14 protein-coding genes and 1 riboswitch are annotated in these 13,938 nt (G+C 49.2%); all 14 genes read right to left on the bottom strand.

Annotation, left to right across the window (positions count from 1 at the left end):
- Positions 1–16: 16 nt before the first annotated feature.
- The gene (gshB, locus tag QMG91_RS16150; protein WP_281827656.1) at positions 17–964 is read right to left on the bottom strand and encodes a glutathione synthase; all 948 of its coding nucleotides are present in this window, start codon (positions 962–964) and stop codon (positions 17–19) included.
- A gap of 14 nt (positions 965–978) precedes the next feature.
- Positions 979–1,710, bottom strand: a complete 732-nt coding sequence (gene rsmE, locus QMG91_RS16145; RefSeq protein ID WP_281827655.1) for a 16S rRNA (uracil(1498)-N(3))-methyltransferase — start codon at positions 1,708–1,710, stop codon at positions 979–981.
- A 105-nt stretch (positions 1,711–1,815) separates the two neighbouring features.
- Positions 1,816–2,517, bottom strand: coding sequence for an endonuclease (locus QMG91_RS16140; protein ID WP_022549510.1), 702 nt, complete (start codon positions 2,515–2,517; stop codon positions 1,816–1,818).
- 87 nt (positions 2,518–2,604) lie between these two features.
- A complete protein-coding gene (locus QMG91_RS16135; protein WP_281827654.1) occupies positions 2,605–3,105 on the bottom strand; it encodes a SprT family zinc-dependent metalloprotease in 501 nt (166 codons plus the stop codon).
- Between the two features lie 53 nt (positions 3,106–3,158).
- Entirely contained in the window at positions 3,159–3,956 is a 798-nt protein-coding gene (locus tag QMG91_RS16130; RefSeq protein WP_004409309.1) for a DUF2189 domain-containing protein, read from the bottom strand.
- Between the two features lie 335 nt (positions 3,957–4,291).
- Complete coding sequence (locus tag QMG91_RS16125; RefSeq protein WP_281827653.1) at positions 4,292–5,596, bottom strand: cobyrinate a,c-diamide synthase; 1,305 nt, start codon at positions 5,594–5,596, stop codon at positions 4,292–4,294.
- A gap of 28 nt (positions 5,597–5,624) precedes the next feature.
- Positions 5,625–6,401: a precorrin-4 C(11)-methyltransferase gene (cobM, locus tag QMG91_RS16120; protein ID WP_281827652.1), complete on the bottom strand. Its 777-nt coding sequence runs from the start codon at positions 6,399–6,401 to the stop codon at positions 5,625–5,627.
- A gap of 1 nt (position 6,402) precedes the next feature.
- The gene (gene cobJ, locus QMG91_RS16115) at positions 6,403–7,221 is read right to left on the bottom strand and encodes a precorrin-3B C(17)-methyltransferase (RefSeq protein WP_281827651.1); all 819 of its coding nucleotides are present in this window, start codon (positions 7,219–7,221) and stop codon (positions 6,403–6,405) included.
- 2 nt (positions 7,222–7,223) lie between these two features.
- Positions 7,224–8,066, bottom strand: coding sequence for a sirohydrochlorin cobaltochelatase (locus tag QMG91_RS16110; protein ID WP_281827650.1), 843 nt, complete (start codon positions 8,064–8,066; stop codon positions 7,224–7,226).
- A 31-nt stretch (positions 8,067–8,097) separates the two neighbouring features.
- Entirely contained in the window at positions 8,098–9,702 is a 1,605-nt protein-coding gene (locus QMG91_RS16105) for a cobalamin biosynthesis protein (RefSeq protein ID WP_281827649.1), read from the bottom strand.
- Positions 9,702–10,487: a precorrin-2 C(20)-methyltransferase gene (gene cobI, locus QMG91_RS16100; RefSeq protein ID WP_281827648.1), complete on the bottom strand. Its 786-nt coding sequence runs from the start codon at positions 10,485–10,487 to the stop codon at positions 9,702–9,704. The genes QMG91_RS16105 and cobI overlap by 1 nt, the downstream gene beginning before the upstream one ends.
- 52 nt (positions 10,488–10,539) lie before the next feature.
- On the bottom strand, positions 10,540–11,814 hold the full coding sequence (gene cbiE / locus QMG91_RS16095; RefSeq protein WP_281827647.1) for a precorrin-6y C5,15-methyltransferase (decarboxylating) subunit CbiE: 1,275 nt from the start codon (positions 11,812–11,814) through the stop codon (positions 10,540–10,542).
- Positions 11,811–12,470: a precorrin-8X methylmutase gene (locus tag QMG91_RS16090; RefSeq protein WP_281827646.1), complete on the bottom strand. Its 660-nt coding sequence runs from the start codon at positions 12,468–12,470 to the stop codon at positions 11,811–11,813. The genes cbiE and QMG91_RS16090 overlap by 4 nt, the downstream gene beginning before the upstream one ends.
- Positions 12,467–13,666 (bottom strand): cobalt-precorrin-5B (C(1))-methyltransferase, encoded by a 1,200-nt coding sequence (locus tag QMG91_RS16085; protein ID WP_281827645.1) that lies wholly within the window; start codon positions 13,664–13,666, stop codon positions 12,467–12,469. The genes QMG91_RS16090 and QMG91_RS16085 overlap by 4 nt, the downstream gene beginning before the upstream one ends.
- Positions 13,667–13,774: 108 nt before the next feature.
- A riboswitch (cobalamin riboswitch) is annotated at positions 13,775–13,905 on the bottom strand.
- Between the last annotated feature and the right edge of the window lie 33 nt (positions 13,906–13,938).

The following is a 13,938-nucleotide window of genomic DNA, read 5'->3' as shown; positions in this document are numbered from 1 at the left end:
GTGTGAGCCTATTTAATTATTTTTGGACTCGACGTTCGATGGCGTCCATCAACTTACCTGTGATAGAAATGTCGAACGCTGCTTCGATTTCACGAATGCAGGTTGGACTGGTGACGTTGATTTCAGTCAGTTTGTCGCCAATCACATCCAAGCCAACAAAGATAAGCCCTTTCTCTTTAAGTGTAGGAGCTACTGTGTTCGCTATCTGTAAATCTGTCTCACTTAATGGTCTCGCTTCCCCTCTGCCACCTGCAGCAAGGTTTCCGCGGGTTTCGCCTTTCGCTGGAATACGCGCTAAGCAGTAAGGCATAGGCTCGCCATCCACCACCAAGATACGTTTGTCGCCGTTACTGATGTCCGGTACAAAAGTTTGTGCCATGGCGTAGTTCTGCGCGTGGTTGGTCAGGGTTTCAATGATCACCGATACGTTTGGATCACCTTGTTTCACACGGAAGATAGAGGCGCCGCCCATACCATCCAACGGCTTAAGGATTACGTCACCGTGTTTTTCCTGAAACTCTCGGATTTTTTCCGCTTTGCGTGTAACAATTGTCGTCGGTGTCAATTCTGGGAACCATGCGGTAAACAGCTTCTCGTTACAGTCACGAAGGCTCTGTGGTTTGTTGACGATAAGCGTGCCTTTTTCTTCAGCGCGCTCAAGAATGTACGTCGCGTAGATGAACTCTGTGTCAAACGGAGGATCTTTTCTCATCAAAACCGCATCAAGTTCGGATAGCTCGATAGTCTGTTCGGATTTGAATTCATACCAGCCAGTGGGATCTTCTTTTAACGAGACCACTTTGGTATCCGCAATTGGAGTGCCTTGATCCAGATGAAGATCGTTCATCTCCATGTAGTGGATTTCCCAGCCACGGCGCTGAGCTTCTAACATCATGGCGAAACTGGAATCCTTCTTAATGTTGATAGAAGAAATAGGATCCATGACTATGCCGATTTTTATCATTCGTTTGTCTCCGTTTATCCAAGGTCGCCAAAGCGGACTTGCAATGCTGTAATTGCGGTTAACGCTGCAGTTTCGGTTCTTAGTACTCGAGGACCTAGCAACGTTTCTTCAAATTTGTATTTCTCTGTCATGCCGATCTCCTCAGCAGACAGACCTCCTTCCGGACCAATAAGCAAACGCACGCGTGTCATTGGTTCTGGCAGGGTATTGATGGAATATTTGGCTCTGGGGTGCAGATTGAGTTTTAAAGCCTCGCTGGGTTCTGCGCACCATTCTTCAAGCTGCATGATAGGGCGAATTTCTGGCACCATATTACGACCGCATTGTTCGCAAGCGCTTATTGCAATTTTCTGCCACTGAGCCAGTTTCTTCTCGAATCGCTTGGCGTCTAGTTTTACGCCACATCTCTCTGAAATTAAAGGGGTAATGGTATTTACACCCAATTCCACCGACTTTTGAATGGTGAATTCCATTTTTTCGCCACGAGAAATCACCTGTCCAAGGTGAATATTCAGTGGAGATTCGATACTCGATTCAATGCGCTCACGTACCTCGACGGTCACGTTTTTCTTACTTGACTCAACGATAACGGCGGGGAATTCTGCATCGCTACCATCAAACAATAGCACTTCCTGACCCTCGCCCATACGAAGCACTCTGCCTATATGACCTGCGGCATCGTCGCTTAATTTCACCAAGCCCAGTTCTGAAATCTTTTCGGGGTGATAAATTCGAGGGATTCGCATCTACTTTTTCCTGCGTGCTATTGGTCATCAGACCCTAAGTGATTAGTGACTAACATGGATGCTACGCAGGGAAAAAACAAGGGGCGAATGCCCCTTTGGTTTGAGTTAAGAGCGATTTAGGCAGGCTTGATAAACAAAAGGATTATGGTTGCCCTGAATGCGGAAGATGCGCTCATCGCGCGTGCATTCCCATTCGTCCACGGGGAATTGCTTATTCCAGGCATTCATCAGATTGGTTTGCTGCTTTGAAAGTCGAAAGCCGTACTCTTTACTCATGTAAAGATAGGTGCGCGCAATGGAGCCTTTCGCGCGATCGGGCGGCATTACTTTTCGTTGCTTGAAGTTAACCTGAACTTCACACTGACCATAGGTGGCTCCATCTATCCCATTCCACTGACTGAAATTGTAGTTAGAGCGATCGCCATTTACTTCGCCAATCGCAGGTGCCAGATTGTGTAAGTCGGCTTCCATCAGTTTGAAAGTTTTGTCGTTTCGGGTGCAGTTCTTTCTGCCGCCATTCTGCCAGCACTGTCTCTGGTGACCGAACTGCCAGGCTGGCACCACGTGTTCCCACTCAATTCGCGAGGCACGCTTGAGTTGTTTCCTTACTTCATAACCACAGCCATTAAGGTCGGGAATGCCCTTCTTTCCTTTCCACTGAATATCGCAGCCGCAGTAAAAACTGATCGGGTGGTCGGCGTAAATCTTCACCGCTTCTTTTTTGGCTTTAGAAAAAGAAGAGGGAGGGGCAGCATTTAAGGTAATGGGCAGAACAGCAAGCGCGATTAAAATTGGGTAGAGCTTCATAGTTATTGATAATTAGGATTATTAATAAAATGAAGTCTAGCAATGAGATGATAATTTTATCTATAGATAAGTATTAAATTAACAAAACTAAGACAGTTGAGTGCCTGTAAATTTGAGCTCTCCCTTACAGGAACGACATTGATAGCTCGTCTGACCGCGTTGTATTTTGTTGTGCCTGCGTATCGTCAGAGCATGAACCTGACACTCGCAGCGGTACTCAAAAGTTTTCCCTTGTACGTCTTTTACATCGAACTGGTGAGTGGTATTGGCTCTCACCCCCAGCACTTTTTCCATCACATATCGCCATTCCGTACCATGCGGTTTTACACGTCCAAATTGTTGGTAAGTGATGAGATGTGCCACCTCATGTGGGATGACCTCTTTGTAAAACGCTTCCTGATTGCCTGCAAACAAGGTGGGGTTTAGCCGGATTTCCCAGCTTTGAAGATACGCTTTTCCAGCCGCTTTCCCACGCACTTTGAAATTCCAGACCGGGATGGGAAAGGAGCATCCGAACTTGTTTTCAGCCTGTCGAATACAGCGCCGAATGATCTGGTCGATGATGTAGCTGGTGGTTGGATTGAGCATAAAAAAGCAGCCTCTGTGACGAGGCTGCTATTGTACTGAAAATGCGGAGCTTGTTAATGGTGACGACGCTGTATTGTTGCCTCGTAGCCATGCCAGGTGCCAAAGCCCAGAATAGGCATGACGATCATCATACCCAGACCAAAGGTCGCAAAACCGATGATAAGCCCACCACAAATGATGAATGCCCAAACAATCATGGCTGGAATATTGGATTTCACTGCGTTAAAGCTGGTGAACACAGCGGTCATGATGTCCACTCTGCGTTCCATCATCATTGGAATGGAAAAGACAGAGATACAGAAAATGATGGTTGAGAGCACAAGCCCGATAAGGGAACCGATCACCAGAAACGGCAGGAAGTCAGCGATAGGCGCACCTTCTACAGAAGGGTAGAGCGCATGTAGTAACGCTGCTATTCGCATCCAGAATATCATGGCGATGCTGAGCATCAGGGCAAATCCCCACTGTGATACTGAATTGCGTCCGATGGCGTGCATGGAATGGAGTAGCTTAGGTTTGTGTCCTTTTTCGAGTTCCCACGCTGCATCGTATAAGCCAAGTGCGAGAAACGGACCAATAAGCATGTAGACGATAAGACTTGGCAGTACCACTAAGTGCGTACCTTGCCAGTACACCAGACCCACAACGCCAATTGCCGCTGCGGTAAAACAGAGACCATAAAAAGCGCTGATTAAAGGTGTTCGCATTAAGTCGTTTACAGCCATGGCAAGCCAGTGAAATGGCTCGGTGATGCCGATTTTATTACAAGGTATGGTTCTGGCGTATTCTGAATCTGGAATGACGTGTTCTTTTTTATCAGAGACGTCATTTGGACTGAGTGTACGAGGCATAGACCCTCCATGACCGATTCTGCTTGAACTCCGGAGTACTCAACGCTGACGGAGCTTGCTCACAAAACCGAGTTTGAATTTTCCCAGGGCGTGCCGACCTTTTGTGGTTCAACTTTCTCAACAGGGGTCACACACCCATCATCCATAGGTGCTCGATGCCTCGCAGGCGATCAATTTTTGTAAGCGGCGCATCGACTTTACAACGTTAACAATACCCTTTCTCTGAGAAAGGTTGTTAACATTATGTTAACTATTAACTATCCAGAGATAAATATCAAACTTCTTTCGGCTCAATTCTGGGATTTGTTATTGATCACAAGAGAGATGGGTTGACTTCAGAATAAAGTGCCTCGAAATATTTTTACAATAAGATCAGGATTATAAGGAAAATACCAGTGAGCATATGAGGCTACCGTGGCGTGTTTTACCCATACAGGATCGGTTGGAGTTCCATATTGGGAGAGTGGTTCGGTCAGTATTTTTTCTTCGCTAACGGTCTTTGAGTAGTGAAAAGTGTGTCCGCGTAACGGTTGACCATGGATACTGGCTTCCAAAATGCCTAGGGCAGCCAGCTTGTTTTGCATGTAAGCGTTGGCATTCAAAGCGCCCACTAACTTTTTCGTCTGATCGTTCTTATCCGTCAGTGTTTTGTTCAGATATAGCATGCCGCCACATTCAGCCAGACAAGGCTTACCCTGTTTGATGTGCTCTAAGATCTGTTGATTCAGAGGCTCGTTGCTCGCTAGTTTCTCCATATAGAGTTCTGGGTATCCACCTGGCAGGTATAGCGCATCACAATGGGGTAGCTCGTCCTGCGCAAGGGGCGAAAAGTATGTCAGCGTTGCGCCTAATGATTCCAGCAGGTCAATGTTCGCCTGATACAAAAAAGCAAAGCTGGCGTCGTTGGCGATGGCAATTGTCTGGTCTTTCAGTGTACCTGTGACGTCTGGTTTAGATTGAGTTGGTGGATGAAATGATTGGGGAGGAGGTAAGGGAATGTCACCAAACTCGTTAATCAATTGGGCAGCGCGATCAAGCCGCTGTTCAATGTCATCCAGTTCCTGTGCCTGCACCAGTCCGAGGTGACGCTCGGGCAGTGAAAGATCCATGTCTTTCGGTAACCAACCGCAAAAAGCCGTTTCTGGTTTCAGGCTTTCTTTCAGCATTTCAGAGTGTCTTTTTGACCCCACACGATTTGCCACTACCCCAAAGACATCAACATCATCCCGGTAAGTCGACAAGCCATGCACCAAAGCACCAAAGGTTTGAGCCATTGCGCCAGCATCCACCACGGCGAGCATGGGTAACTGAAATTTGGCGGCAATGTCTGCACTGGAACACTTGCCATCGAACATGCCCATGACACCTTCAATAAGAATGACATCCGCTTCCTGCGCCGCTTTGTAGAGTAAATGCTGGCACTCGGCTTCTCCGCACATCCATAAGTCCAGTTGATAGACCGGAGCCGCTGAAGCGATAGACAGAAACTGGGGATCGATAAAGTCAGGACCCGTTTTAAAGACACGAACCTTTTTTCCCTGCTGAGTCAGTGCTCGCGCCAGCGCAGCAACAACCGTGGTTTTGCCACTTCCAGATGACGGTGCCCCAACAACCAAAGCAGAGCAATAAGCGGTTCCCATATATTTTTCCTTATCTTCAGCCACAAAATCACTCAGATTCATTCGTGACGATGCGCGCCTGTCGACAGGCGTGTGAGAAAGTGGGGTCATAAAGCTTTGAATCGACGAAGCTGTTGTCGCCCAGAACTTTGCTGACAATAATCATTGCGGTTGAGCGAATCCCCTCATCATGCATGATTTGAGCAATGGTGCTTAATGTACCACGGAAAATGCGTTGTTCAGGATGGCTGGCTTTCTCGACCACTGCGACGGGCCAGTCAGGAGGGTAGACATCGGACAGTTCCCTCACGACTTTGCGAATGAGTGTGGCGCTGAGAAATAAACATAACGTTGCCTCATGAGACGCCAGTGACCGCAAGTTCTCTTTCTCGGGAACAGGAGTACGACCTGATGCTCGGCTGAGGATAATGGTCTGACACTTTTCAGGAAGCGTCAGCTCTTGCCCGAGTGCTGCGGCGCTGGCTTGAAATGAACTCACCCCAGGTACGACCTTCCAGTCGATTCCTAACTCATTTAAGCGGCGAGTTTGTTCAGCTAACGATGAGTAAATAGAAAGATCACCAGTTTGAACCCGGGCAACATGTTCCCCTTTCTCATGAGCGATCTGGTAAACGCGAGTCAGATCATCCAGATCCATGTCCGCAGAGTTGTAAACCTGCGCATCAGGTCTAGCGCGATCAATGACCGCTCTGGGCACCAGGCTACCTGCGTAAACCACGACAGGGCACTCTTCGACAAGCTTAGCCCCTTTTACGGTGATCAAATCTGGATCGCCCGGACCGGCACCAATAAAATAAACCGTCATGTCAGTTCACCTCATCTTTTATTTTCAGTGAGTGTCCACGTTTCTGCCCGTCGAGTACCGAACCGTCTTTAAGCTGATATTTATTGGTGTAGCCTCTGGGTGTAATGATCCAGTGGCCAAAGCGATAGCTGTTGCTATTGCCGACCACGACTGCCGCATTCATACCAAACTCCACCTGAGTAAACTCAGCCAGAGTGGTCAGTGTGACTTGCTGATCTTCGCGGTAGGCAGCATTGACGACGGCAACGGGTGTACTTGGATCTTTATGTTTCAGCAAGATCTCACGAGCAGTTTCGATATGTTGGGTTCGCTTTTTGGATCTCGGGTTATAAAACGTGATGGCAAAATCAGCGATAGCAGCGGCTTCAATGCGCTTGGTGATCACATCCCAAGGGGTGAGCAGATCCGACAAAGAGATGGTGCAACTGTCGTGACCGAGCGGAGCACCAACCAATGATGCACACGCGTTGGCTGCGGTAATGCCGGGAATAATATCTAACTCAATCTGCTGATTTAGCAGAGGGTTTTGCTCAAGCAGTTCCAGCACCAGTGGCGCCATGGCGTACATGCCCGAGTCTCCTGAGCACACCAAAACCACTTGCTTGCCTTTGGCGGCCTCTTCTACCGCCGCCTGCGCGCGATCCCACTCGCGTGTCATCCCACTTTGGATGACTTCCTGCTCAACAATCAGTTCGTCGATAAGCTCAACATACGCTTTGTAACCTGCGACCACATCAGCGGTTTTAATGGCGTGCTGCGCGGCTGGCGTAACAAGTTCAATAGAGCCCGGTCCAAGACCAACCAAGGTTAATTTTGCCATGACTAGAGCACTCCTTCGGGAGCGTTAAGACGAATCAATCCTTCTTTAATCTGCCTGTCGAGAACATCCAGCAGCTCAGGCATGTCCAGCATACAGAATTTGTCACCTTGAACAGGTTCGGCAATTTTCACTTCAGCATCTTGAGACAAAGCCTCTTTGATCTCGTTGAGATCATTAATAAAGTGGTTACCGGAAACCAAAAGTAACGGAACTAAGTTAAGTACTGGCTTGCCACCGCCGGTATGGAGCGTTTTTATGCGGCGAAGCATTTCATCTTTCAGCAATTGGAAAGGCCACGCTCCTTCGAGTGAACAGGCGAAGTTGCGTTCAGACAGGCTACTCAGAAAGTCAGCGCTGTAGTGAATCGCCTGATGCCCCGGGTTGTCGAGCATAGGGGCACCGTGATGAATGAACACATTAAAATGCTCTCTAGGCATGAAACGTTCGTGCAGGGCAGAAATCAGTCGGGTGGCGAGCTGACTGTGGTGCATGATGGCTGGTGTCTGTTCGATACGGGCTAAGGAGAATTGTTTGAATCCGTCGACAATGGATGTCAGGTATCGGTGTTCATCGGTCGGGAACAGGTACACGGAAACCACTAGAATTCGCTCATAACCTTGTGTATCGAGATCAGCCAGAACTTGCGGAAGGCTAAAACATTGATTGTCTTTACGCGCCAGCTTTTTGACCACCATTTTCGAGCTGGTGGCGACACGAACATGGGTGTCCGGGTAGGTCTCGCGAACACGCTCAGCCAAGTCTTCATACCGCTGCTGTTCAATCACACTGCCAAAGCAGCTAAGAACAATGGCGGTGCCTTGATTGTAATGACGAAGTCGTTTCATGGGTTAACTATCCTTATTTTTTGTTTTGGTCTTATAGCGTGTTTTGGTCATCGGCACTTTCGATAGGTGCGATGTATTGTGGATCGAGCCATTGTTTGAGTGGCTTACGCTCGACCAGGTGTGTGAAAAGTTCTTTCCAGGTCTGCTCGGTAAACTGATCAATCCCTTTCACCCATAAGCCGTTGTTGATGGGTGTTTCATTGGGTTGAAGGCGTTCGTAGATCACCATCGCAGCACGGTTTCGGCAGGTGCCTGCGCAGTGCGTACGGCTGATTTTGATTCGCTGCTCCCCACTGGCAAAACCAATTGATTTGAGTACTTGCCGTAGGTCATGGGCGAGGTTCTTACTGCCTTCTTTGGCGCAGCGCCCTCCCTCGCAGAGCAGAATGTGGTGGCGGTGATAAAGCATGGGGCGGTTGAGATCGACGTGTTTGGGTTTGCACTGGAATCCATCAACCACTTCGTTACCATGCAGATTGATTTTGACGTCTTTGTCGAGCCAGTTTTTCCATTTCTTTTTGGCAAGAGGTTCATCATAAGTGATTCGACAGCACGCAAGAGTCATGTTGAAGCCATCCTGCTTGAACTTCCATTTAGGGACGAGGAGTTGAGTACGGGCAGAATGTTTGAGCGCAGACGCTTCCGCCACTGATGAAACGCCTGTAATTTTCTTTACGTAATCCGAAGGGTTCTCAATGCCTTCCACGTAATCTAACTCGCTGGCGGGATAAGTATGAAATGGAATCTGATCCTGCTCAGAAAGCGCCAGAATACCTTGTTCGTCGGCTTTTAACGCGATGCTTGCCAGTGCGGAAATACTGTATTTAGACAGGTTATGCTCTTCAAGAAATTGATGAATGCCTGCCAGAAGCACCTGCAACGGAGTATTGCGATCGCATCCAATACCGAGAACTAATGACTTAGGTCGCCACAGTACCGTTTTGCTTTGCCACAACGCATAGCCCTTTGGGGTCTCCTCATCTGAGATAAGCACCAGTCCATCCCACTCAGCAGGTTCCACTTTTGTGAGATCTGTCTGAGACAAATCCGGGTGCGTCATGATGTGTCGGGGCATAGAGCGTTTGTGCTGCCACCAGTTTTGTTCACCAGCATGCTGAACAATCAATACACGTTTCTCGTTGACGACGGCGGCACTGGTTGCCGTGATGGCTGGCTCACATTCAGGATCGAGCGTCCAGCCAAAGGGCGCTCCCAACATATCAACTGACAGGCTGCCAGCGACATCCGATGCGGTAGTAATCACGGGCGTGGCACTAAGCGCTTGTGATATTTGCAGTGCAATGGCATTTGCTCCGCCTCGATGACCTGAAAGCATTGGAATCACAAACTGCCCGTGATCATCAATGCAAATCACCCCCGGGTCGGTTCGCTTGTCCCGAAGAAGGGGACCTATCATTCGGCTAACGATCCCTGCTGCGAAAAAGCAGATATGGTGATCGTAATCGGCGAACTTTTCGGTAAAGAAGCCGGATAAAGGCAGGGTAAGACTATTGGCATCTGGGTATTCTTCTTTCCCCACAGGTGCGACGAACACGTCTGCAAACGGAAAGGTCTGTGCCAGCCTTTGAGCTTGCCTTGCGCCGTGCAAGGTAATGGCGTAAATCGCAATCTTCATCAGGCTCTCCTGCTTTCCAATACGGCACAGGGTTGTGACTGTGTTGTGCCTCGAAGTACTCCGCGACGCGAGCGGACAGAGAGCTGAACCATAGAAAAATAACGATGCTCATTCGGCACATCATTGAGATTGGTGTACACCTCTTGCTGCTCGGTGGTGGCGTGAGAAACATACGTTGCGCAGTCCAGCATGTTCATCGCCTGAAGCTGTTTAGTGAGCTTAGGAATAACCCGACCGGCTTTGATGAGCATGATGGTGTCAAAATCCAGTACCAGCCTCTCAAGACATTCCAGCCCCCAAGTGGCGGGGACCACACAGAAACGCTCCTGACCGTCTGCCAGAGGGATTTTGGTCTGAGACGGGATTGCCGTAACCGAGGTAATGCCCGGAATGATTACTGGGTCGAGCTCGGGCAAAATCTCAGAAAGTTCTTCCTGAATATAAGCCCAGGTGCTGTAGACGGAAGGATCGCCCTCGGTCGCAAACGCAACGGATTTACCTTGCCTTAGCAGGCAAGCTATAGTCTCAGCGGCTTTTTGCCAGGCGGGAATATTGACATTGGGATCTCGCGTCATCGGGAAGTGGAGAAACATCACTTCGCCTCGCATGTCGCTTCTTCTCAGGCTGCCATCGACAATGTGTTGAGCAAAGGACTGCTGACTCCCGGCGTCTTTTTCTGGGAAGGCAACAACATCAGCCTGGCTTAAAATGCGGTGTGCTTTTAGCGTTAATAGCTCCGGGTCACCGGTACCCACACCGACCGCATACATAGTTCCTAATTTCATTTTGACTTTCTCATTATTGTATTTTTATGTTGTGTTTTCCTGACCGCAGTATTTATTCAGCCAGCGGTTTGGTGAATGTGAATAAGTGAATAGGGTTCTCTGCCTGATAACGTGTGTAATGCGCCAGAGGAACTCCATTAGAAACGTTGACCAACTGAACGTGAGTCGGTGCTTGATTCCCTTTACTCCAATGATGAAGTTCGCAGGTAGAGTCGACTGTGACGGCAGAGCCAACAATGACACCTCCGGGTTTCAATGCTTCCCAGCAGGTATCCAGAATCGACGTCATATTGCCTCGGCTTCCGCCAACAAAGATGCTGTCGGGTGCCGGGAGATGTTCAAGCTGGTTAGGCGCTTTATCCTTAATCAACCTAACATTGTCCGTGCCGTGAGCTTTTAGGTTGGCTTCGATCGACTCGTAACATTCCGGGTTGGACTCGATGGTGAACACCTGCCCCAAATAACATTGTTTCGCCACTTCGATAGCGACAGAACCTGAACCAGTACCGATATCCCATACCACGGAATGAGGCTGTATGCGCATTGACGCAAGAGCTAAATGGCGAACGGGCTGTTTAGTGATTAGCCCACGCTTGGGGGTTCGCTTCATAAAATCATCATCACTGGCGTACTGACCGGCTATCCCCCAGGCATGTGGTTCTGCTCTGTGTAAAATCAGTACATTGAGCGAAGAAAAGTCCCCTGAAGCGCATCTGGCAAGATCGTCTAACGACCATTTCGTGATTTTTTCTTCGGTTGAACCCAGATTCTCGCAAACCCAACCCAGCCAGCCTTGCTGGGTGTAGTTGATTAGATGTGTTGCAATTCGTGCGGGGTGGTTGTGAGCATCAGTTAACAGGCAGTAACTTGTTCCCCACTGGATTTGGCTGGCGAGCCCCTGAATGACGTTGTCATGCTGTTTACGACCATGCAGCGAGATGGCTTTCATGTTCTGCCACGGGAGCCCGACTCGACTACAGGCCAGTTGCATGGATGACGGGGAGGGAATAAAGCGCACTTCGTGATGAGGCAACTTATTCAATATCGACTGACCGATACCAAAGAAAAGCGGGTCGCCAGAGGCAAGCACAACAACGCCACCTTCCTCACTTTCTTCTAATACCTGAGCAAACCAAGGCTGGTAGCCCTGATTCATGGACAAACGTTCCCCTTTGAATTGTGGGAACCACTCCAGAAGACGGTCGTTACCTGCGATGACTCTTGCCGATTCCACGGCATTCACTGCTCGGCTGGTTAAGCTCAGGCATCCGTCTTCGGGCACACCAACCACCGTGACAGCGGCATTTGGTAATGTCGCGCAAGTCATTGTATCGACTCCGCGAGCAGCGCGTGGATGGTGGACACCACCAGCGGGCTGCCCCCCTTGCGACCCAGGCTCGCAATGTAAGGCACCTGATTTTGCTCTGTCAGTGCCTGTTTGGATTCATCGGCTTTAACGAAACCCACGGGGATACCAATGATTAATGCGGGCTTTGCCTCGCCAGCTTCTATCATTCGAAGCAGTTCCAACAAAGCAGTTGGAGCGTTCCCGACCCCGACAATGGCACCGTCAAGTTGCCCACTATCTCGTGCATAACGCATGGTGTGAATCGCACGTGTCTCTCCAGTCGTTTTTGCGGTTTGGATTACATCGGGGTGGCTGATAAAACAGTGTGCCTGATTACCATAAACCTTTAGTCGGGTCTGATTCAGGCCTGTGACGATCATACTGACATCCGTGATGATATTGGCGCCAGATTTAAGTGCTGAAATGGCTGTTTCGATGGCGTTGTCGCTGAATCGATAGAGCTGCGCGTATTCGAAATCGCCTGTGGTATGAATGGCGCGACGAACGACATTCCACTCACCCTTTTGAAATGAATGCCCTCCGTGAAGCGTCTCTATTTCATGGTCGATGATCGAGAACGAGTCACTTTCTATTTGCTGACCTTGCTTGGTCATTTGACGCATATCGTTGGTCATTGAGCCTCCTGTTGAGTGGCATGGGTATTTGATGAGTCTGGGGTTTTCGGTATATCCCCTTTCGGACAGGCGTGTTCCGCCAGCAAATCGCCATTAAAGTCGATCAGTTTGAATTCGATACTCACTGCGTGTTTCACGTAGATGGCGGCATGTTCCGCCGCCTGTTGGCACAGAACGGATAAAAACAGTGGGTTGGGAACTGAGCGAGTGCTTTGTGCTTCTTTCCAGATTTCAAGCACATGTCTTCCCGTATTGGCTTGCCTGATCTGGTTGGCAAAGTCGCTCGATTCGCCAACCTGAATGGCGAGATCAGCCAGCAGTGAAAAATCGATCGCTTTGCCTGAAACATGAGTCATCATGTGCCCTGCAACCATTTTTCCTAGCTTGCCAATCATGGCAACGACGGTCACTTTATCCACCTGATAGCGTTTGGCAGAGCGAAGCCCCACGCCGACAAAGTCCCCAGCCTGAATAAAACACATTGAAGGGTAGTCGGGGAGCATGGTCATTGCTGATTTTTCCGTTCGCGACCCGGTAGTAAGCACTAAATGGTTCTGCCCATTCTGCCGAGCGATCTGAACCGATTGACGGACAGACGCCGAGAACGCGGACGTTGAGTAGGGCTTCACCGTGCCGCGAGTGCCCAGAATGGAGATACCCCCGATGAGCCCAAGCCTTGGACCAATCGTTTCCTTAGCCCGCTCTTCACCATCTGGAACACAAATTTCCAGAGATATGCCCGCAGCTTGTCTTTGCGATGAGGTGGACTGATTCCATTCCAGCATCACCATATCCAGAATGTTTTTGCGTGGAACCGGGTTGATGGCAGCTTCTCCAACTGGAAGCTCCAGACCGGGCAGAGTTACCCGCGCTACGCCAACTCCTCCTTCTATGGTGAACCCAGGGGTGGGTTGCCATCGAGCAATACACTGAATGTGCGCTTCATGAGTACAGTCAGGGTCGTCACCCGCGTCTTTAATAACACTGGCGGTTACCGTTTGTTTCGTTATGTGGATAAAAGCCACTTTAAACGTAGCGGGTTCACCGTTAGGTAAGGTGATGGAAATGTAGTCAGGCTGGTGGCTTGTCAACAGAGTCTGAACCGCTGCTCTGCTCGCCGCTGCGGCGCAAGCTCCTGTGGTAAATCCACTTCGGAGTTCTGACTTGTTTTTTGAGCGTTTAACTTTCGTGACCACTGTATTCTCATCTAAACTAGCGAACTTTTTTGAATACAGAGCGCTCCCCTGAGGTCACAAGGAAGTAAAAGGTATTTGAGTAATCCCGCTCGGTATTCATGTGTGTTCAGGTATTCTGACTTACGATGTCGAGGAACTCGCCGCGGTTTACTCCTTCCCAAATCCTTTGATTCAGTGGCTTGTAAAACGCTCATCGCTTACAGCTGCGGGTACAGTTCAGGAGTTACACCTGATTCCCTGAGGGTTGTTTACATTAAAGTCTACGTTTTACT

This window comes from Vibrio nigripulchritudo, from assembly GCF_027924785.1.
Taxonomy (GTDB): Bacteria; Pseudomonadota; Gammaproteobacteria; order Enterobacterales; family Vibrionaceae; genus Vibrio; species Vibrio nigripulchritudo.
The sequence above is the reverse complement of the archived record's forward strand: the minus strand, read 5'-3'. Positions and strand labels throughout refer to the sequence as shown.

Coding starts and splice junctions, on each gene's coding strand:
- gshB (WP_281827656.1), bottom strand. CDS start 964: ATGATAAAAATCGGCATAGTCATGGATCCTATTTCTTCTATCAACATT.
- QMG91_RS16140 (WP_022549510.1), bottom strand. CDS start 2,517: ATGAAGCTCTACCCAATTTTAATCGCGCTTGCTGTTCTGCCCATTACC.
- cobM (WP_281827652.1), bottom strand. CDS start 6,401: ATGACGGTTTATTTTATTGGTGCCGGTCCGGGCGATCCAGATTTGATC.
- QMG91_RS16135 (WP_281827654.1), bottom strand. CDS start 3,105: ATGCTCAATCCAACCACCAGCTACATCATCGACCAGATCATTCGGCGC.
- QMG91_RS16130 (WP_004409309.1), bottom strand. CDS start 3,956: ATGCCTCGTACACTCAGTCCAAATGACGTCTCTGATAAAAAAGAACAC.
- QMG91_RS16090 (WP_281827646.1), bottom strand. CDS start 12,470: ATGACCAACGATATGCGTCAAATGACCAAGCAAGGTCAGCAAATAGAA.
- cobJ (WP_281827651.1), bottom strand. CDS start 7,221: ATGGCAAAATTAACCTTGGTTGGTCTTGGACCGGGCTCTATTGAACTT.
- QMG91_RS16125 (WP_281827653.1), bottom strand. CDS start 5,596: ATGGGAACCGCTTATTGCTCTGCTTTGGTTGTTGGGGCACCGTCATCT.
- cbiE (WP_281827647.1), bottom strand. CDS start 11,814: ATGACTTGCGCGACATTACCAAATGCCGCTGTCACGGTGGTTGGTGTG.
- QMG91_RS16105 (WP_281827649.1), bottom strand. CDS start 9,702: ATGAAGATTGCGATTTACGCCATTACCTTGCACGGCGCAAGGCAAGCT.
- QMG91_RS16110 (WP_281827650.1), bottom strand. CDS start 8,066: ATGAAACGACTTCGTCATTACAATCAAGGCACCGCCATTGTTCTTAGC.
- rsmE (WP_281827655.1), bottom strand. CDS start 1,710: ATGCGAATCCCTCGAATTTATCACCCCGAAAAGATTTCAGAACTGGGC.
- cobI (WP_281827648.1), bottom strand. CDS start 10,487: ATGAAATTAGGAACTATGTATGCGGTCGGTGTGGGTACCGGTGACCCG.